Source organism: Gracilibacillus phocaeensis (assembly GCF_900626275.1).
Lineage (GTDB): Bacteria > Bacillota > Bacilli > Bacillales > Amphibacillaceae > Gracilibacillus > Gracilibacillus timonensis.
Map to the genome: position 1 here is coordinate 1 of NZ_LR131141.1, position 20595 is coordinate 20595.

Sequence of the window (20595 nt, forward strand, 5' to 3'; positions counted from 1 at the left end):
CCATCATAATCCGGAGGTGTCGAGCGATAATCATGGGTATCTTCTTTTACTGCGGTTAACATTAGTATACCACATCCTTTCGTTAGCATAAATTTGTTTTCATCTTATCGCTTTATGGCGGGCAAGGTAAAACGGTAAAAGTAGATTTTCATGAGGTGTAGAGGGGAGATAATCGGAATAGTGCCTGGCTATTTGATGATTTTTGCTGAGAAACAGATCTTTAAAATGAAATGTTACTATTTTTCAAGAAAATGCAGCGTTCGATCATTGTTATCTCTCAGCACTCTAACCTTGGATGGCTACCATTTGAAATTACTTATTATTAAATGGAAAAACGGGCCATTCCATTGTATTTTATTCTGTATTTGGTAAAATACATGTGACATGTTATTTGATTGATGAAAAGTGCTTCCTAATCTACTCATCATAAATCAATCATGAGTATACACACAAGATAGTGATAGTAACACTGTTTTGTAATCGTTTTCTTATAAGTGTTAAATGAAAAGGAGAGGTGAACATTATTAAACCGAATATATTATGGATTTGTACCGATCAACAACGCTTGGACTCATTAGGCTGTTACGGAAATGAGTTTGTCAAAACGCCTAATATTGACCGTCTGGCTGAGCGAGGACTATTATTCGAAAATGCTTATAGTCAGAGTCCGGTTTGTACCCCTAGTCGTGCCAGCTTTCTGACAGGACGCTATCCGCGAACTAATCGCTGTCGTCAGAATGGGCAGGCGATTCCAAATGACGAGGTATTGGTCACGAAATTACTTGCGGATGCAGGATATACTTGTGGTTTATCGGGAAAGTTGCATATCTCACCTTGTCACCCATCTGCTGCACCAGAGATAGAAGCAAGAGTGGATGATGGGTATGAAACTTTTCATTGGTCGCATCATCCAAGTCCGGATTGGCCTGCTAATGAATATACACAGTGGCTCCAAGAACAGGGACAGGAATTTAAACCAGAATCAGTAGAAAACTGTTCATATGTTCAATACGGGCCTGATGCGGAATATCATCAAACCACCTGGTGTGCAGAGAAGGCGATTCAATTTATGGAAGCGAATGAGGCCAGTGAAACGCCATGGTTATTCTCTGTGAATTTCTTTGATCCGCATCATCCATTTGACCCGCCCAAACAATATATACAGCGTTATTTAGATCGATTAGAGGAGCTGCCATTACCCCATTATAAGCAGGGTGAATTGAACAATAAGCCAATCTATCAACAGATGGATCATCATGGTGCTTATGGAATGAAAGGACATCTTGCTTATTCGGATATGACCGAGCATGATCACCGCATGCTTCGGGCTGCTTATTGGGCGATGGTCGACCTTATTGACGAACAGGTAGGACGAATGATAACGGTATTAGAAAAGACAGGGCAGTTAGATAACACCATGATTATTTTTATGTCTGATCACGGAGAATTATTGGGAGATCATGGTGTCTATTTAAAAGGACCTCATTTTTACGAGCAATCTGTAAACGTGCCATTAATTATGTGCTGGCCTGAAAAGATACGAGAAAATAAGAAGGTGGATCGTTTCATCGAACTGATTGATCTTGCACCGACTCTATTAGAAGCGGCGGATGAACCGGTATATGCAGGTATGCAAGGACAATCGTTATGGCCTGTGCTTACAGGGAATGATCTTACGTACACCTATCGTAAAGCCGTCTATTGTGAACACTATAATGCAAATTTCAAGCATGATGAAAAGGGAGTATACGCCACCATGATAAGAACGGATGAGCATAAGTTGGTTGCATACCATGGTGATGAAACAGGTGAACTGTATCACTTGAAGGTGGACCCAAGTGAATCGACTAATGTTTGGGATCACCCTGCTTATCAAACTATCAAGCTATCACTTTATCAATGTTTATGCGATCGAATAGTGGAAACCATTGATCCACTACCGATCAGGCAATCGCCGTGGTAAAAGTTGCTTTTGTAAAATGAATTGGTATCTGATGGATAAGCGGCTTCTGGCTTGTCCATCGGCACGTTATTTGGCGGTAGAACAATGGCTCACCAATCGATAAATATTTCACAGATGAGGCTCAAGCCTCGATTTTCAGTCGTCACTGGGGAGAGATGGTCCCCACTTATAAAATATTTATTTTCCTCTACTTGCTCCTACATGTTACACATCCGCTTTGTCACTTCATACCTATCCTCCTGCAGGTTATTCTCTCTTTCCATACAAATCCTTGTTCCTTTGCGATAATACCAGGGAAAGGAGGAATAAATCATGACGTTACCCACAGTAATGGTCGTTTCCACAGGTATTATCAGCTTAAGCCTATTTATTACAGCAATTACAATAAACGCGATGAAAAGTGATGAGCAATGAAAGCCACGCACAGCCAGCTCCACTATTCTTAAACAATGAACGCAGCATGTCATACACTTATTCTTACATGTTACTCCGTTTTTTATCACCACCTTCTATTCCTTTGCGATAATGGAGAACAAAGGAGATGAGAAGCATGTTGACGATCGAAAAGGTAACGAAATATTATGATAAAACAGAGGCATTAAGCGATGTTTCCGTGACAATTCCTAGTGGAGTTTGTTACGGGCTGGTTGGTCCAAATGGTGCAGGGAAGTCCACCCTTATTAAAATAATTACATCGATTATCCGTGGTTATGAAGGAGATATTGCATTTAACCATAAACCAATCTCTGACCAAACCAAACAGCAATCAGGATATGTTCCACAGGATATTGTTTTGGAAGAAAATATCACTGCAATCGGTAATTTATATCTGTTTGGTAGAATATATGGCTTGAAAGGAAGCAAATTGGCACAACGAACAAAAGAGGTGCTGTCGTTAATTGGACTTAGCGAAAGGAGTAAGGATAAAGTCGCCACTTTCTCAGGTGGAATGAAGCGAAGGTTGAATATAGGCTGTGCGCTAATGCATAATCCAGAGCTTATCATTATGGATGAACCGACCGTCGGTATAGATCCGCAATCAAGACAGTATATTTTTCAGATGATTGAAGAGTTGAAAGCTACCGGAAAGACCGTTGTCTATGCCAGTCATTATATGGAGGAAGTAGAAAGGCTCTGTGACTATGTCGCTTTTCTCGATAAGGGGAAAATGATAGAGAATGGTGCGATCGATGAGCTGCTTCAGCAATATGCGGTTCCTTCCATCTATATCAAAGCAGACGGGATGGCGCTAGAACAACTGGAGGCATTTGGTTCTGTTCAACAACGGCAGGAGGCATTTGTCATTTTTACCGAAGAAGCCTTACCTGTAATGGAAAAGATAATTTTCTATTGCCGCAAGAATAAGGTTGATGTAGAGCGGCTGGAGCTGGTTCGTCCTCGATTGGAAGATGTGTTTTTTAGGTTGACAGGAAGTAACTTGAGAGAATAATAAAGTTGGAGGTGTAGATGATGAATGCTATGATGATAGTAGAATTGAAAAAGCATATACAGGATAAAGGTCTGGTTTTCTGGATTCTTCTTTTGCCTATTTTATTTACGATTATCTTTATTGCCATTTTTACGGCAGGTGTGGAAGACGCGGAGAGACAGGAGGTTATTCAGACAATTGTTCCAGCATATATTGTGATGTTTGTCTTTTTTATTATGATTTCGATGGTGCAGGTATTTATCAAAGACAGGGATAAAGGTACGACGGCACGTATGGCAAGCACACCACTTAAAAGCTATGCTTATCTATTCGGAAAGTGGATTCCTTTTATGTTTATTGTATTCTTTCAGATTATTGTGTTATTTTTATTTGGAGGAATGGTTTACGATATTTCGTTTGGTGAGCCGCTGATTCTGTTGGTTGTGTCATTGTTTATGACGTTTACAGCTACCGCAATTGGATTAGCGATGTCGCTTACTGTGAATACAGAAAATATGGGAATTGCTATTACCCAGGTTATTGCTTTGGGTGGGGCTATGCTGAGCGGGTTATGGATGCCGATTGACATGCTGCCGGACTTTATGCAGACAATCGCTCGCTTTTTGCCGCAGTATTGGGCAAACCAGTCTTTTCAGGATGCGATGGCTGGGACCACACAAATCGTGGAGCTATTCCAAACATTAGGGGTATTATTAGCGATGGGGTTACTAGCATTTATTATCGCTATGGTCCGGTATCCCTATTTTCTAAAACGAGCTGTGAGCTAGCAGGAGATATGGTTTGTATGTGGAGGGGTTGGAATGAAAATAAACATTGATATCGATGCTAACCATGACGAGACGCAAATCACCATTCAGGCGAAGGAATGGACGAGGGAGCTGGAGGAGATTGTCAACGTGATTAAAAAAGAGAAACAGCAGCGCTTATTTGGTATGGATGAAGACCAGACCGTTCTGCTGGAGCCAAAGGAGATCGATTTTATTCATGCGGAAAAACGCAAGATATATGCGGTCTCCAAAGATTGGCGTTTTGAATTGAGGATGAAGCTGTATGAGGTGGAAGAATTCTTAGCTCCACATGGTTTTATGCGCTTTTCAAAATCGGTGATCGGAAACCTTCATCGTATTGAAAAGTTCGAGGCGTCTTTTAATGGAAATCTATGTGTTTATTTTCAATCCGGCAACAAGGAATACATTACACGGAAATATGTCAGTGCCATTAAAGAAAAACTGATGCAGGGAGGGCAGTAACATGATACTTGAAATGTTAAAGCGTTCAACGTTGGGTATCGCTTTCGGAGCTATCGCAACTTTTATTGTCCTCACGATTATGAAACTCAATGCATGGGAGGCTTCTGTATCAGAAATATGGCTGCATATGGGGGCCAGCATGTTCTTAGGCGTTTATTTTGGCATATCTTCCCTTATTTTTGGGAACAGCGGTAATCATCTTATCAAAAAGTCGATTAGCCACTTTATCCTTACGTATATTGCTTGCCTTATTATCGCTGGTATGGCCGGTTGGATTCCTATCAGTGGCTGGTCCGTTTTATGGTTTAGTGTGATTTTTATTCTGATGTATGTGCTATATTGGTTTGGCTGGTATCTTTACTTCAAACGAGAGGAAGAGGCATTAAATAAGTATTTGCAAAGTAATAAAGACGAATGAAACTGGTTTGAATGACGCTAGAATGGTGTAAAGTAAAAGTAAACAGCCAACAAATCATTTGAGGAGGTAAAAAATGAAACGACATGAAGCATTAAATCCTTTATCGCATCACCATCATCATACATTAACGCAAGCATTGGAGCTGCAACGGGCTGGTACTGAGAAAAGTCAGAAAGGCTATACGGAATTATTGCGTGATTTGATTGAGTTTTGGGAAAAGGACGGCAATGATCATTTTCGTGATGAAGAAGAAGTTCTCATTCCCTTATATTTGGAACATGCTGATTCAATAGAGATGGATTTAGTAAAAGAAATACTCTATCAGCATGCTCAAATAAGAAGCAGTATTCAACATTTGAGAGAAGACAGGCAGACTTCCTATAAAGAAATGAATGAGTTAGGCGAACTATTAAACAACCATGTGCGTTTGGAGGAACGTCAACTGTTTCCACTTATAGAACAAGCTGTACCTGAAAAGTATTTGTACCAAGCTAACGGAAGGTTTCATCGCGATTCGCATAGTGGTTTTTAACATGCAGTATAAAAAACTTGGAAAAACCCGAGCTGACCTTGATTACTAATCAACAGTAGATACGGACTACCGATAAGACGGATGATGTAAGATATCCTTGCAGTGATAATCAGTGTTGAGCTACTACCTAGCGTAGCATATTCCCGAAGTGTTCGCTCAGCATAAAAAAACAGTCACGCTCATGGCTCAGGAAAGTGATCCCCCATTTTATCGGTAGTGTAATATATTATTTGCACAAGCGACCAACTGTTTTTCTTCACTTATAGTACACGTGCGAAAGGCCAACAAAAAACAAATACGTAATTATCAAATTAGCTATTGACATGTTCTTTATAAAGAACTATTATAAGTTATATAAGCTAATTTTTTTACTCAATCGTTCTTTATAAAGAATGGAAGTCACTTCAAAATAGATTTTATAAATAAGGGTGAAGGTGATGTAAATGAATCATAATAATGCTTCTCATTACGAGGAGCAAACAAACATCAAAGAGATTGACCTCAAACAATATTTTCTGTTAATTAAAAAGAGGTTCTGGATTATTATCGTGATGACCGTCATTTCCACACTAGCAGGATACTATTACAGCCATTATAATAATGCGCCAATCTATGAATCTTCTACAAGAATGATTCTTGGATCAGGCAGTGAAGACATGAGTACACTAATGGTTATGATCAAAGATCCCATTGTCATGGAAAAAGTTGTCGAAGAACTACAATTAGAAAGATCTGCAGGTGCTATAGCAGACCAAATTACGGTTTCGCAAGTGGATGAATCGCAGGTGGTACAGATATCTGTAACGGATTCTGATCCAGAGATGGCGGCTGATCTAGCGAACGCAACGGCTGCTACCTACAAAACCGAAATAAAAGATATACTAGGATTTACCGAAGTACAATTGTTATCAGAGGCAAAAACGAACACAGCCTCGATCAATGCAGCCTCTAGTAATTTAACAATCATTACTTTTGTATCTGGGCTCATTGTAGGCTTAGGGATTATCTTTTTGATCGATTCTTTAGACGCGAAAATTAGAAAAGAAAGTGAAGTAGAAGCGTTATTAGGAGTTCCGGTATTAGGCACCGTATCGAACATGAATAAACGGGAATTCGCTGTTAAAAAACAGTCTCCCATGCTCAAACAGATGAAGGAAGGGGAAGTATATGTTAAACAAAATACGTAATGCACCAATTACTCCTATCCATCTATTAACTTATTCCTATCCAGATTCAGTCATAGCAGACCAATTTAGAGAAATCAGATCCAATATCCAATTTTTACGAGAAAAGAAGAATCATTCAATCTTACTGATTACTTCGCCGGAAGAGCGGACAGGAAAGTCAACCATGGCGGCAAATTTAGCGGTCTCTCTATCACAGCAAAATGAAAAAGTACTGCTGATTGATGCCAATTTAAGAACACCGATTATGCATTCGCTGTTCAATATATCCAATGCAAACGGTTTATCGAATGTGCTTAGGGGGTTATCGACCGTAAAAGAAGCCATACGTCACACGGATATTCATCAGTTAGATATTATTACAGCAGGACCAGAGGTGTTTAATCCAGCAGAAATTCTAGAGAGCCATGCGATGAAAAAGCTGCTCGATGAATTGGATCATCCGTATGATATTGTGCTGATCGATTCGCCTTCTGTATTACAAACAACCGAAACAAGGGTGATTGCTAATCAATGTGAGGGAGTAGTACTTGTATTAAAACAAGGCAAAACAGAAATCGAAAAAGCCATAAAAACAAAACAAGTACTGGATCTAGCGAATGCCAATTTAATTGGGGCTATTCTGAATTAGTCGTTTTTTATTGTTTTATCGTTCGTTATTAAGAATTGATTATCGATATGTGGTGATATCATACTTACCGTTATCAATGTAGGTACTCGGCTATGCTGTGGGTTGCCATCAACCTTAGACGCGTTCGTTGTCAATAGTGTAGTGTGAGGTCGGGTTAGATGCCCGTTTATACATAAATGAAGTAGACTTTTATAGCAACGATCATCATACTGCTACCTTTCAGCAGAGCTGAAAGGCGTGTGAATGGTCATTCACACGAATGGATCAAACGAGGTATGATCAAAAACTCATGCGAGCAAAGACTTGCTTTCACATGTTTTTGTTACATTTATAAGTTCAACCTATTTAGAGAAAGGGGAGTGAGAAGAGTGACTTATCGCCAGCGCATATCGTTATTTATTATTATTGATTCTTGTCTTATTTTAACAGTCTTATTTATTAGTACCCAGCTGATTGATGTGGTGGCTTTTCCGATCTACCTGTCCATTATGATAAGTTGTCTAGCTATATTATTTGCGCATCATCTGTTCTCTATAAAGTACAAACTTTATAAAAAGGTTTGGGAATATGCGAGTATTCGAGAATTATTAATTATCCTAAAAGTCGTGACTTACTCCACTTTGACAGCTGTTATTATTCATTACTTTTTTACACAAGCATTATCTTTAAAGCTGTTTGTAGTGACTTGGCTGCTTTACCTGTTTTCTATTGGTGGATCACGTTTGGTGTGGAGGATATATCGCGACACGATCCTGAATAAATCAGAAAATAGAATTCGTACCTTGATTGTTGGAGCTGGCTCTGCTGGGACCATGGTGGCCAGACAATTATTAAAGCAAAACGAAGGTCATTTATTGGCTGTTGCTTTTATTGACGACAATCCCAAGAAACATCATTTGGATATCTTAGGCCTTCCAGTCGTAGGTGGTGTAAGTCAAATAGCATCAGTAGTAAAGAAATGGGAAATTGAACATATTATTATTTCTATTCCTTCTTTAACAAGGAAAGAATTAACTATTATTTTTCAAGAATGTGCAAAGACAACGGCAAAAACACAAATTCTACCTTTTCTAGAAGATTTAATTACGGGCAAAGTATCAGTGAATCAGTTCCGTGATGTGCAAGTGGAAGATTTATTAGGGAGAGACCTAGTGGAGATGGATATGGAAAGTATTTCTGAATATATAACAGGTAAGGTAGTGATGGTTACTGGTGCAGGGGGATCGATTGGTTCTGAAATTACCAGACAAGTATCCCGTTTCACCCCTTCTCAGCTCATTCTATTGGGGCATGGTGAAAATAGTATTTACTCAATCGAGATGGAGTTAAAGGAAATATATCCGAATCGTTCGATAGAGGTGATGACAGAAATAGCCGATGTACAAGATGCCAAGAAAATGCTGCGCGTGATGGACAAGTATAAGCCAGATGTGGTTTACCATGCGGCTGCGCATAAGCATGTACCTTTGATGGAGCGTAATCCTGAGGAAGCCATCAAAAATAATATGATTGGTACTAGAAATGCTGCTCAGGCGGCTGATCAAGCGCATGTTGGTATCTTTGTTATGGTATCAACGGATAAGGCGGTTCATCCAACGAGTGTCATGGGTGCTTCCAAAAGGCTCGCAGAAATGATTGTCCAAGATATGAATAAACGAAGTGATACGAAATTCGTAACCGTGCGCTTTGGTAATGTGCTAGGCAGTCGTGGAAGTGTGATTCCCTTATTTAAGAAGCAAATCAAGAATGGCGGACCGGTGACGGTAACCCATCCGGAAATGGTCCGTTATTTTATGACCATTCCAGAAGCATCCCGGCTTGTTATGCAAGCAGGTGCCTTAGCGAATGGCGGTGAGGTGTTTGTTCTTGATATGGGGGAGCCAGTAAAGATTATTGATTTGGCGCGGAACCTGATCAAATTATCAGGATATGCCGTTGATGATATTGGAATTAGCTACACTGGTATTCGTCCTGGCGAAAAGCTTTACGAGGAGTTATTGCAGGAGAATGAAGTGCATAACCAGCAAATATATCCCAAAATTTATATTGGAAAAACGACGAATCTCTATATCGATGAAATCACAAAATTGATTGCCAGCTATGACACACTAGATGCCGATACAGTGAGAGAGCAATTATTGACGTTAGCCAACAACTTGGTGACAAAAGAGCTAGCAGTTGTGAATATCTGACATAAAACGGTGGAAGGGGGAGCTTTACATGGCTCATAAAATATTATTTTGTGCAACCGTCGACTATCATTTTAAGGCGTTTCATTTACCGTATATGCAGTGGTTTCAAAAGCAGGGCTGGGAAGTACATGTGGCAGCAGCAGGAAATATCAATTTGCCCTACACCAATCAACAATACCGTATTGCGATTCAGCGATCTCCTTTTCATCGATCGAATCTAGCAGCTTATAAGCAACTAAAAGAAATTATCGATCAAAATCATTATACTATGATTCATTGTCACACTCCATTTGGTGGGGTACTCGCCAGACTAGCGGCAAGAGAGACTAGGAAACAGGGAACGAGAGTTTTGTATACGGCACACGGATTTCATTTTTGTAAAGGGGCACCAGTAGCAAATTGGCTGTTCTATTATCCGATTGAAAAATATTTGTCAAGATATACCGATGCACTTATCCTCATTAATCAAGAAGACTATGAGTTGGCAAAAAAACATAAATTCCATGCGACATCTATTGAACATGTACACGGAGTTGGTGTGGATACCGAGAAATATAAGCCTATAGATAAGCAGAAAAAAAGAGAGTTGCGCAAGTCATTGGGCTATCAAGCCGATGACTTTTTATTATTTTATGCAGCAGAATTTAATAAAAATAAAAATCAGCAATTACTTGTACATGCCATGGCACTCGTGCAAGAGCAAGTGCCAAACGCACGATTATTGCTTGCAGGAGAAGGGCCGTTATTCGAGCACTGTCAACAGCTGGCGAGTGAGCTGGGTGTTGTCGACAGGATTGATTTCCTTGGTTTTCGCAAGGATATCGATCAGCTTTTGCCCATGTGTGATGTAGGGGTGGCCTCCAGTTTAAGGGAAGGTTTGCCTGTTAATATCATGGAGACGATGGCCTGTGGCTTACCGGTTGTGGCAGTTGATAATCGCGGGCACCGAGAACTGATTGATCATAATAAGTCTGGTTGGCTGCTTTCAAGTCCTCATGCCCTTGATTTTGCGAACCAATTAATTGATGTGTCCAAGATGGCAGAAACCGAGTTGATGTTTGGCAAGCATGCCAGAGAAAAAATCGAATCGTTATATACCGTAGATAGAATACTGATGGAAAAAAGGAAAGTGTACGAAAAGTACATGGAGGAATGGAGGGGGATGCGGTGGGCAGTCCATTAAGAGTGTTGCATGTAGTTGTGAATATGAATCGTGGTGGTGCGGAAACGCTTCTTATGAACATATACCAGAACATCGACCGAGAAAAAATCCAATTCGATTTCCTAACCTGTAAAGAAGGCGTATTCGACAAAGAAATTGAAGCACTTGGCGGGGAAGTTCACCGGATCCCTTATCTGACGGAAGCGGGTCATTCTGGTTATCTACAGGCATTGGATCATTTTTTTGCTGAACATAAGACGTATCAGATTGTCCATGCTCATATGGATAAGATGAGCGGCTTGGTGATGCGCTCTGCCAAAAAATCTGGTATTCCCGTGCGAATTGCTCATAGTCATAATACGAGAAGTGAAGGGCATTTTTTAATCAAATTGTATAAGTGGTATGCCGGTCTTTTGATTCAGCCCAATGCCACTCAGCAATATGCCTGTTCCCGAGCGGCGGCGGAATGGATGTTTCGATCGAAGTCACAACACACCTTCATCGTAAATAATGGGATTAATATCGAGCAATTTACTTATTCCGAGCAAAAAAGAAGATTGATGAGAGAGAGATTTGATATCGCTGATGATACACTGGTTCTTGGCCATGTCGGCAGGTTCCATCCACAAAAGAATCACACCTTTTTAATCGAGCTTTTTCATCAAGTAAGCAAAGAAATAACTAATACCTTGCTTATCTTGGTTGGTAATGGTCCTTACCGAACAAAGATGGAAACCAAGGTAAAGGATTTAAAACTGGAACGTAAAGTGAAGTTCCTTGGGGTGAGAGACGATATTCCTGACTTGTTGCAAATGTTTGACCTGTTTGTCTTTCCGTCTTTCTTTGAAGGTTTGCCTGTTACGCTGATTGAGGCTCAAACTGCCGGATTGCCATGTATCATCTCTGATTCGATTACGGATGAAGTGGATATGGATTTGGGATTAGTACACCGCTTGCCGTTAGTTGACCAAGCTGCATGGACACGAAAGATTATCGACATTACCAATCAACCGGCTTCTCGAGTATTGGCCAAACAAGGAGTGTTAATAGAAGATTTTGACATTCAGAAGATCGCTCTAACACTACAACAACATTATCTAACAACAAAAGGAGGTGTCCTATGAAGCAACTGACTGTGTTCACCCCTACGTATAATCGGGCCTACTGTTTGCACCACTGTTATGAAAGCCTGAAAAGACAAACATGTAAAGACTTTGTTTGGTTAGTGATCGATGATGGTTCCACCGACAATACAAGGGAGTTGGTCAAAAGATGGCAGCATGAGGAGGAGCTGGAAATACACTACTGTTGGCAAGAAAATCAAGGTATGCACGGTGCTCATAATACAGCCTATCAAAAAATAGAAACGGAGTTGAACGTGTGCATCGATTCCGATGATTATATGCCCGATGATGGCGTTGCAAAAATCCTTTATTTTTGGGCCGTACATGGGAATGAAAAAGTGAGTGGCATGGCTGGGCTTGATGCTGATAAAGAAGGTAACATCATTGGCAAGCCATTTCCGCAAGGCTTAATGCAGGCGACACTGTTTGATGTCTATTATAAACATGCTGTAACAGGTGATAAGAAGTTAGTTTATCGCACCGAGCTAACTAAAAAATATTCCTATCCGATTTTTAAAGACGAAAAATATGTCGGATTAGCCTACAAATATTATATGTTAGACAAGGATTATGAACTATTACTTATGAATGACGTTCTCTGTCATGTCGAATATCTAGCAGATGGTTCATCCTTAAATATGGTAAGACAATATCGCAAAAATCCACTTGGTTTTTCTTTTTATCGTAAAGCACTTATGCAGTTGCCTTTTGCTAATACGGCATTTAAATTCAGGCAGGCGGTTCATTATGTATCCAGTAATCTCATAAGTAAAAACAAAGCATTTTTACAAGAAACACCTGCTAAAACCCTAACGACATTCGCTATTCCGTTGGGTTTTTTATTATATGTATATGTTGCTTCAAAGACGAGCAAGGCAAGTAGCTGAAAGGATATAACCCATGACCTTACTTTGGATCAATCTTGCTGTTGTATTTCTTTTTTCTGTGTCTGCAAGATATTTTGCCAAAACGGTACCAGATATGGGGCGGTCGGCTTATTTAAAATCAAATAAGTTGTTGGTATTTGGTGCATGCTTGTCACTTATTCTAATTTCTGGTCTCCGAAGTGGGATAGGTGATACCTACAATTATCGAAATATCTTTGAAACAAAGGATTTCACCTGGGAATATATCACTTCTGAAGGTGACATCGGGTTTGGGATGCTTCAAGTCCTGATCAAAAACTATATCTCGGAGGATTCACAAGTCCTGCTTATTATCACGGCGCTCGTAACAAATGTACTGATTATCATGGTTTTATACAAATATTCTCGGCTGCTGGAACTCAGTTTATATGTCTATATTACGGGCGGCTTATTTTTAATTTCGATGAATGGGATTAGACAATTATTGGCGGCAGCGATTGCTTTTACGGCCATCAAGTTTTTGATGAGTGGTCATTTTTTTAAATATGCGCTGATTGTTATGTTTGCTTCCTTCTTTCACAAGAGTGCACTCATTCTGCTTCCTATGTATTTTTTGGTCCGATTGAAGGCATGGTCAAAGGCGACGATTGCCTTAATTATATTTTCCGTTGTCGTCGTCATCGGATATGAACAATTTTCCGCTTTATTATTTACTGCTTTGGAGGATTCACAGTACAGTGCATATGATGAGTTTGCAGAAGGCGGAGCCAATATTATTCGGGTTGCAGTAGAGGCAAGCCCGCTTTTTGTTGCCTTTTTAGGGAGGAAGAAGCTGAAACATCTTTTCCGCCACAGTGATTTTGTTGTGAATATGGCGTTAGTAGGCTTAGTTTTTATGGTTATTTCTACGCAAGAATGGATTTTTGCCAGGGTATCGATCTATTTTCAGCTTTATCAGCTGATTCTTATTTCATGGATACCTAAGTTATTTCGAAGTAAAGATCAGAAGCTTATTTATTTGTTGTTGATCATTAGTTATTTTGTGTTTTATTACTATGAGTCGGTTGTGACGTTGAATATCGAGTATATCAGCGAATTTTTAACCTGGTGAGCAAAAGATCACTTGATAACCTGGAATGAACCTGAGTAATGATAAGACGAGCTAGTTCAACTATCCCATATCGTAAAGTGGATCGTTTTTGACCACTTTGGAAATAGGCTTCACTTCTAAGTATAGGAAACTCGATGAAGATGTTCTTTGCCTGAATCGCTTGTTAACTTATGCTCTGTGGGTAAAAGTGAAGGGATTGGGTGATCGCACATATATTTTCTAAAAATAACAACCTAGTGTTTTACATGGACCGGGCTGTCTTTTGTCTGGTTTTTTCTAACGAATTTAAGGGAGGGAAACGAATGACGATTCTTGTAACGGGTGGGGCTGGGTATATTGGGAGTCATACATGTGTCGAGCTCCTCCAACACGGCTATGACATTATTGTTGTCGATAACTTCTCCAATAGTCGCCCAGAATCATTGCACAGAGTAAAACAAATCACAGGAAGGACATTCCAGACGTATTACATTAATCTTTTAGATAAAAAAAGCGTAGAAAAGGTCTTTCTTGATCATCAAATAGACGCTGTGATTCATTTTGCAGGCCTAAAAGCGGTCGGAGAATCCGTGGCAGTCCCCTTACAGTATTATCAAAATAACGTAAAAGGCAGTCTAATCTTGTTTGAGGTAATGGAGCAATTCTCCGTGAAAAAACTAATCTTTAGTTCTTCGGCTACGGTCTATGGTAACCCGAAAACAGTGCCCATCACAGAAGATGTAGAGCTGAGGGCTACGAATCCATACGGCCGAACGAAACAGATGATCGAAGAAATATTACTCGATACAGCCCATGCGGATTCGTCATGGAGTATTGCCTTATTACGTTATTTTAATCCAATCGGGGCACATGAAAGTGGGCTTATCGGTGAAGATCCAGAGGGACCACCGAATAATCTCCTGCCGTATATTTCGCAAATTGCGATTGGCAGAAGGGAACAACTTCGAATATTCGGGAATAATTACCCCACAGCGGATGGAACTGGAGTACGAGATTATATCCATGTCGTCGATCTGGCAATGGGACACTTAAAAGCGTTGGAACACATGCAAAAAAATCATGGCATAGAAGCCTATAATTTAGGTACAGGCAAGGGCTATAGTGTACTTGAGGTAGTGGACGCCTTTGAGAGGGTGTCAGGAAATCAAATTCCTTACACCTTTGTCAAACGACGGCCAGGTGATATTAGCAGTTGTTTTGCCGATCCTGCGAAAGCGAAAAAGCAGTTAGCTTGGCAAGCCATGAGAGGAATCGAGGAAATGTGCGCCGATGCTTGGCGATGGCAAAGAAATAATCCAACTGGATATCGCATCATAAGCGAAAAAACACCGATGCAAAAGCCAACATCGGTGTTTTTAATGCATTAGGTGGTGATCAGCGTCATGAGTATGCTCAAAATACCTATCTATCGAACCTATCTCAAAAGGCCGATGGATTTGATCTTATCGCTCCTTGCCATTATCGTGCTAAGCCCGGTATTCCTAGTGATCGCCATTTTGGTAAAAACGAAATTAGGCAGTCCCATCCTTTTTAAACAAGAACGACCTGGTTTGCAGGAAGAAATCTTTTGGATGTATAAGTTTCGAACCATGACCGATGCGCGAGATGAAAAAGGAAATGTGCTTCCTGATTATCAGAGATTAACGAGGTTTGGCAGCTTGCTTCGGGCAACCTCTCTAGATGAGCTGCCGGAATTATTTAACATTGTGAAAGGCGACATGTCACTTATTGGACCGCGTCCGCTACTGGTACAGTATTTGCCTCTATATAATCAGCAGCAGCGACGGCGCCATGAAGTAAGGCCGGGTTTATCAGGATTGGCTCAGGTCAATGGAAGAAATGCCATTAGCTGGCAGGAAAAGTTTCGATTGGATGTTGAATATGTCGATCATGTCTGTTTCGCATTAGATTGGAAAATTATCATAACCACTATCAAAAGTGTGTTTTTAAAAGAAGGGATCCATCAGGAAGAACAAGCAACGGTTCAATACTTCGCAGGGAATTCGGAGGATGTATAAAATGAAAATGATATTTATGGGAAGAAAAAAGTATGCCGCAGAGTTGTTAGAGTGGACGTTAAATCAAGGGGTGGAGATTGTCGCCGTAGTTACCGATTCTCATTTTCCTAACTCACCAACGGCACAAAAAGCTTTTGAATTAAGAATACCCGTTATAACCATGGAAGATGTGGAGCAAATGCTAATGGACCCGTATCATTCGATCGATGTCATTATTTCTTATTTATATTGGAAAAAGATAAAGGAACCACTAATTAGTGGACCTCGATATGGCTGTATTAACTTTCATCCAGCGTTATTACCGGAGTGGAAAGGTACTGCCGGATATAATGTGGCGATTTTGAATAAGCTTGTTGAGTGGGGAGCAACGGCACATTATGTGGATAGTGAAATTGACACAGGGGATATCATCCGTACCTTTTCCTTTAACTTTGATTATCGAATGGAGACAGCTGCTAGTTTAGAAAAGAAAACACAAGAAATACAAGTGGAACTATACAAGAGTGTGCTCTTAGACATCTTAACCAATGGGAGACTCCCTTCGATCCAACAAGAGCCAAATCAGGGAAGATATATTACAAGACTAGAGATGGAAGAAATGAAAAGAATAGATTTAATCAACGACGATATTGATTTGAAAATTAGAGCGTTTTGGTTTCCGCCATATAATGGGGCTTTTATTGAAGTGAAGGGAAAGAAATACACCTTGATTAACGATTTTATCTTGAAACAATTAATGACCAAAGACAGCACGGCAGCTGTTGTACGTGAGCAAAAAAATCTAATAAAGCATTAAAAAGGATGTTTAAAAAAGGTGGTGTTTTCGTTGACCCAAGCAAGAATCTATCTCTCACCGCCACACATGAGCGGAAAAGAAATCAATTATATACAACGTGCATTGGAAACGAATTGGGTTGCACCGATAGGACCGAATGTCGATGGGTTTGAAAGGGAAATAGCTGCAAAAGTAGGGGCAAAAGGAGCGATTGCCGTAAGTTCTGGAACGGCTGCCATCCATTTGTCTCTTGCTTTGTTAGGAGTCACCAAAGGAGATCTCGTTTTCTGTTCGACATTGACGTTTGTCGCAAGCGCAAATCCGATTCTTTATCAGGGAGCAACTCCCGTGTTTATTGATTCGGAACCATCGTCTTGGAATATGTCACCACAAGCATTAGCAAGGGCTTTAAGGATAGCAGCACTGCAAGGAAAGCTTCCGAAAGCAGTGATTGTAGTTAACTTATATGGACAAAGTGCCAACATGAACGAGATTCTTCGTTTATGTAATGAATATGACATTCCGATGATTGAAGACGCCGCAGAGTCGCTAGGTTCTCTTTACCAAGGAAAGGCAAGTGGTACGTTTGGCGAGTTCGGTATTTATTCGTTTAATGGCAATAAGATTATTACAACTTCTGGTGGCGGTATGCTTGTTTCCAATAATACGAAGGCTTTAGAGAAAGCAAGATATTTAGCGTCACAGGCGAAAGATACGGCCGTCCATTATCAGCATAGTGTGATGGGATTTAATTATCGGATGAGTAACTTGCTAGCTGGTGTCGGTAGATCGCAGCTGCAAGTATTGGATGAGAGGGTGATGCTGAAACGAAAGGTATTTGCCACCTATGTTCATGCCTTATCAGACTTGCCTGGGGTCACGTTTATGGAAGAGATGGAAGATACACATAGCAATCGCTGGTTAACGACATTAACGATCGATGCAAGCAAAGCAGGGATTACTGCGACGCAAATCTTGGCTTCTTTACATGAGGAAAACATAGAAGCACGACCTGTTTGGAAACCGCTCCATCTACAGCCGCTTTTCCAAACAACAAGGTATTATGCGCATGGAATGGGCCTGTCGGTATCTGACCAATTATTTGAGACAGGGATTTGTCTTCCGTCAGGCTCCAATCTGACAGAAGTAGAACAACATCGAGTGATAAGGAGCATAAGGAGTCATTTTGATAGTGCGATCGGAACAAGGGATGAGATGAAATTACAAGAATACGAGGTATAACAGATGATTGGAGAGAAAATTAAAAAAATACGTAAGACAAGAAGGCTCACATTATCCGAGTGTGCCAAGCGAGCGAATATATCCAAATCTTATTTGAGTAATATAGAGCGCAATCAAAATCAGAACCCCTCCTTGCAAATTATCGAGAAGATCGCAAAAGTATTGCATGTCGATGTCAATACATTGGTTAGCAAAGAATCATCAACCGAGCAGAACCCTGAAGCGAAATGGGTGCAATTTGTTACTGATTTGAAGAATTCGGGGGTAAAAACCAATGATTTACAAGACTTCAAATCAGTCATTGAGTTTGCGAAATGGCAGAAGGAGAATCTCGATAAAAACGATAAAGCGGGTAATAAACATGAAAACTCCTAAGAAAATAAAGGTATTACACGTTGTTGGTGCCATGAATCGGGCTGGAACGGAAACGATGTTAATGAATGTCTATCGCAACATTGATTATCAAAAAGTCCAATTTGATTTTATCTCGTATAGCCAGAAGGAGGCCCATTATGATCAAGAAATTAGAGAACTTGGTGGCAACGTCATTCGACTTCGCAAGACAAATTCTAGTTTAGCTATCTATCAGGTGATCAAAAAATATGGTCCCTATGATGTTATTCATGCCCATACGTTGTTTCATTGTGGTATCTCGATGATGGCTGCGCGGTTAGCAGATGTGAAGATAAGAATCTCTCATGCCCATACCACCTTGGACGATAGTGAAGGAATCATCAGAAAGCTTTATTTAAAGATGATGCGATACTTTATCACACAGTATTCTACTCATCTATTAGCTTGCAGCAAGGAAGCTGGGAAATATTTATATGGTAAAAAGTTTCTTGGTGATGCCAAGTACACCTATTTTCCCAATGTGATTGATTACTATCCCTATTTACACAAGTCAGAAACACAAGTGCAACAGTTTATCACTCAACAAGGTTTTGATAAATATATCATTATTGGACACATTGGCCGCTTTATGGAGGCAAAAAACCATAAATTTTTGTTGAAAATAATGAAAGAAGTGATCAAGAAGGAGCCGGCGGCGAAATTATTATTGGTAGGGGATGGCGATTTGCGCGAAGAGATAGAGGCGGTCGCTGCAACAGAGGGGCTGTCGGATTATATCTGTTTTATCGGTGTAAGGGATGACATTCCTACGATGCTGCACAGCATGGATGTGTTTGTTTTCCCATCGATTTACGAAGGCTTAGGTTTAGTATTGCTGGAGGCACAGGCGAGTGGAGTGCCGTGTATTGTTTCTGAAGCAATCCAGCCAGAAGCAGACCTGCAAGTGGACCTATTTACCAAATTATCCTTGTCAGATAAGCCAAGCCTGTGGGCTGACAAAATTATCGAAAAGGCAGGACAAAAGGAATATAACCAAACGAAAATCAGCAATGGATTGGAGTACAACGGTTATTCCGTCAAACAGGCCCTGGCGAAGCTGATGAAAATCTATCAATATGAGGAGGGCGGTGAACATGGAAAATATATTGATCGCTACTTTTGATCTGGAAGTAGGAGGAGTGGAGCGCAGTCTCATCAGTATGTTACATCATTTTAATTATCAGCAATATAAGGTGGATTTAATGCTGTATAGCCATAGTGGTGATTTTTTGGAGCAATTACCAACCGAACCAGAATTATTGCAAGAATCAGCTCGTTATAAAACGTTTCGAATGTCCATCAAGCAAATATTCCAATCAGGGTATCCCGCCATTGGGGTTGCTCGTTTATTAGCCAAACTGCGGACACATTGGCAGGATTCGGCAGAAACGGGCTATCAGCAAATGCAGTATATGTGGAAGTATGCCTTGCCTTTCTTACCGAAGTTAGACACCACCTATGATGTTGCTGTTAGTTATTTGTGGCCTCATTACTTTGTAGCGGAAAAAGTAGCAGCAAAGGTGAAAATCGCCTGGATACACACCGACTTCTCTTCGGTCGATACCAATGAGGACATCGATATCAAGATGTGGAGGAAGTTTGATCACATTGTCGCCGTCTCGGAGGAATGTAAAAAGTCGTTTATTCACAAATATCCGCTGCTCCAGCAGAAGGTGCTTGTGATGGAAAATGTCACGTCGCCTGATTTGATCCGTTCATTGGCTACCGTACAGTTGGAAAATCCCATGCTGGATGATACACGATTTAAAATAATCACTGTGGCACGTTTATCTCATGCCAAAGGGATAGATCAAGCGGTTCGAGCACTGAAGCTGTTAAAGGAAAAGGGCTATCGGAATCTTGCCTGGTATGTGGTTGGTTATGGCGGGGATGAACGCATGCTAAGGGAGCTGATAGCAGACGCTTCCTTGCAGGAAGCATTTATTCTCCTAGGAAAAAAGGTCAATCCCTATCCTTTCATCAAGGCTGCTGATTTGTATGTCCAGCCATCACGCTATGAAGGAAAAGCTGTGACAGTTGGGGAGGCGCAAATACTCGCCAAACCGGTCTTAATAACGAATTATCCAACGGCACCAAGTCAAGTAAACGATGGACAGGATGGCAGGATCTGTGAGTCATCCATTGCTGGAATTGCAACGGGTATTCAAACGTTATACGAGCATCCAGAACAAAGAAACCAGTTGGCTGAGGCATGTGCCAATACAGATTATGCTAATGAATGGGAGTTAGAGAAGCTTTATCAAATCGTCTAAAAAAGGAGGAA

General features: G+C 40.5%; 20 protein-coding genes. All 20 read left to right on the plus strand.

Annotated elements, in window-relative coordinates; genetic code table 11:
• The first annotated feature begins 514 nt into the window (after positions 1–514).
• The 20 genes from E0E32_RS00550 (at position 515) to E0E32_RS00645 (ending at position 20584) form a co-directional block, all read left to right on the plus strand.
• Positions 515–1963, plus strand: coding sequence for a sulfatase family protein (locus tag E0E32_RS00550; RefSeq protein ID WP_286171598.1), 1449 nt, complete (start codon positions 515–517; stop codon positions 1961–1963).
• A gap of 550 nt (positions 1964–2513) precedes the next feature.
• Complete coding sequence (locus tag E0E32_RS00555) at positions 2514–3413, plus strand: ABC transporter ATP-binding protein (RefSeq protein WP_130858629.1); 900 nt, start codon at positions 2514–2516, stop codon at positions 3411–3413.
• A gap of 20 nt (positions 3414–3433) precedes the next feature.
• Complete coding sequence (locus E0E32_RS00560) at positions 3434–4180, plus strand: ABC transporter permease (RefSeq protein ID WP_130858828.1); 747 nt, start codon at positions 3434–3436, stop codon at positions 4178–4180.
• Positions 4181–4213: 33 nt separating this feature from the next.
• On the plus strand, positions 4214–4663 hold the full coding sequence (locus E0E32_RS00565) for a LytTR family DNA-binding domain-containing protein (RefSeq protein WP_130858630.1): 450 nt from the start codon (positions 4214–4216) through the stop codon (positions 4661–4663).
• A 1-nt stretch (position 4664) separates the two neighbouring features.
• Positions 4665–5081 carry a DUF3021 domain-containing protein gene (locus E0E32_RS00570; RefSeq protein ID WP_066186649.1) on the plus strand — a complete coding sequence of 139 codons (417 nt, stop codon included), beginning with the start codon at positions 4665–4667 and terminating at the stop codon, positions 5079–5081.
• A 73-nt stretch (positions 5082–5154) separates the two neighbouring features.
• Positions 5155–5613, plus strand: a complete 459-nt coding sequence (locus E0E32_RS00575; RefSeq protein WP_130858631.1) for a hemerythrin domain-containing protein — start codon at positions 5155–5157, stop codon at positions 5611–5613.
• A gap of 443 nt (positions 5614–6056) precedes the next feature.
• Positions 6057–6800 (plus strand): YveK family protein, encoded by a 744-nt coding sequence (locus E0E32_RS00580; RefSeq protein WP_066186655.1) that lies wholly within the window; start codon positions 6057–6059, stop codon positions 6798–6800.
• A complete protein-coding gene (locus E0E32_RS00585; protein ID WP_130858632.1) occupies positions 6781–7428 on the plus strand; it encodes a CpsD/CapB family tyrosine-protein kinase in 648 nt (215 codons plus the stop codon). Before E0E32_RS00580 ends, E0E32_RS00585 begins: the two co-directional genes overlap by 20 nt.
• Positions 7429–7796: 368 nt before the next feature.
• Positions 7797–9620, plus strand: coding sequence for a polysaccharide biosynthesis protein (locus E0E32_RS00590; protein WP_130858633.1), 1824 nt, complete (start codon positions 7797–7799; stop codon positions 9618–9620).
• Positions 9621–9648: 28 nt separating this feature from the next.
• The gene (locus tag E0E32_RS00595) at positions 9649–10803 is read left to right on the plus strand and encodes a glycosyltransferase family 4 protein (RefSeq protein WP_130858634.1); all 1155 of its coding nucleotides are present in this window, start codon (positions 9649–9651) and stop codon (positions 10801–10803) included.
• Positions 10788–11906, plus strand: a complete 1119-nt coding sequence (locus E0E32_RS00600) for a glycosyltransferase family 1 protein (protein ID WP_130858635.1) — start codon at positions 10788–10790, stop codon at positions 11904–11906. The genes E0E32_RS00595 and E0E32_RS00600 overlap by 16 nt, the downstream gene beginning before the upstream one ends.
• Positions 11903–12793 (plus strand): glycosyltransferase family 2 protein, encoded by an 891-nt coding sequence (locus E0E32_RS00605; protein WP_130858636.1) that lies wholly within the window; start codon positions 11903–11905, stop codon positions 12791–12793. Before E0E32_RS00600 ends, E0E32_RS00605 begins: the two co-directional genes overlap by 4 nt.
• 13 nt (positions 12794–12806) lie before the next feature.
• Positions 12807–13883, plus strand: coding sequence for an EpsG family protein (locus E0E32_RS00610; protein WP_130858637.1), 1077 nt, complete (start codon positions 12807–12809; stop codon positions 13881–13883).
• A gap of 302 nt (positions 13884–14185) precedes the next feature.
• Complete coding sequence (galE, locus tag E0E32_RS00615) at positions 14186–15250, plus strand: UDP-glucose 4-epimerase GalE (protein ID WP_130858638.1); 1065 nt, start codon at positions 14186–14188, stop codon at positions 15248–15250.
• A 15-nt stretch (positions 15251–15265) separates the two neighbouring features.
• Positions 15266–15901, plus strand: coding sequence for a sugar transferase (locus E0E32_RS00620; protein ID WP_286171599.1), 636 nt, complete (start codon positions 15266–15268; stop codon positions 15899–15901).
• 1 nt (position 15902) lies between these two features.
• Positions 15903–16697: a methionyl-tRNA formyltransferase gene (locus E0E32_RS00625; protein ID WP_165444907.1), complete on the plus strand. Its 795-nt coding sequence runs from the start codon at positions 15903–15905 to the stop codon at positions 16695–16697.
• A gap of 66 nt (positions 16698–16763) precedes the next feature.
• Positions 16764–17918 carry a DegT/DnrJ/EryC1/StrS family aminotransferase gene (locus E0E32_RS00630; protein WP_130858830.1) on the plus strand — a complete coding sequence of 385 codons (1155 nt, stop codon included), beginning with the start codon at positions 16764–16766 and terminating at the stop codon, positions 17916–17918.
• Positions 17919–17921: 3 nt separating this feature from the next.
• Positions 17922–18293 carry a helix-turn-helix domain-containing protein gene (locus tag E0E32_RS00635; RefSeq protein WP_130858640.1) on the plus strand — a complete coding sequence of 124 codons (372 nt, stop codon included), beginning with the start codon at positions 17922–17924 and terminating at the stop codon, positions 18291–18293.
• Positions 18280–19434, plus strand: coding sequence for a glycosyltransferase family 1 protein (locus tag E0E32_RS00640; RefSeq protein WP_130858641.1), 1155 nt, complete (start codon positions 18280–18282; stop codon positions 19432–19434). Before E0E32_RS00635 ends, E0E32_RS00640 begins: the two co-directional genes overlap by 14 nt.
• Positions 19406–20584, plus strand: coding sequence for a glycosyltransferase (locus E0E32_RS00645; RefSeq protein WP_130858642.1), 1179 nt, complete (start codon positions 19406–19408; stop codon positions 20582–20584). The genes E0E32_RS00640 and E0E32_RS00645 overlap by 29 nt, the downstream gene beginning before the upstream one ends.
• Positions 20585–20595: the final 11 nt, after the last annotated feature.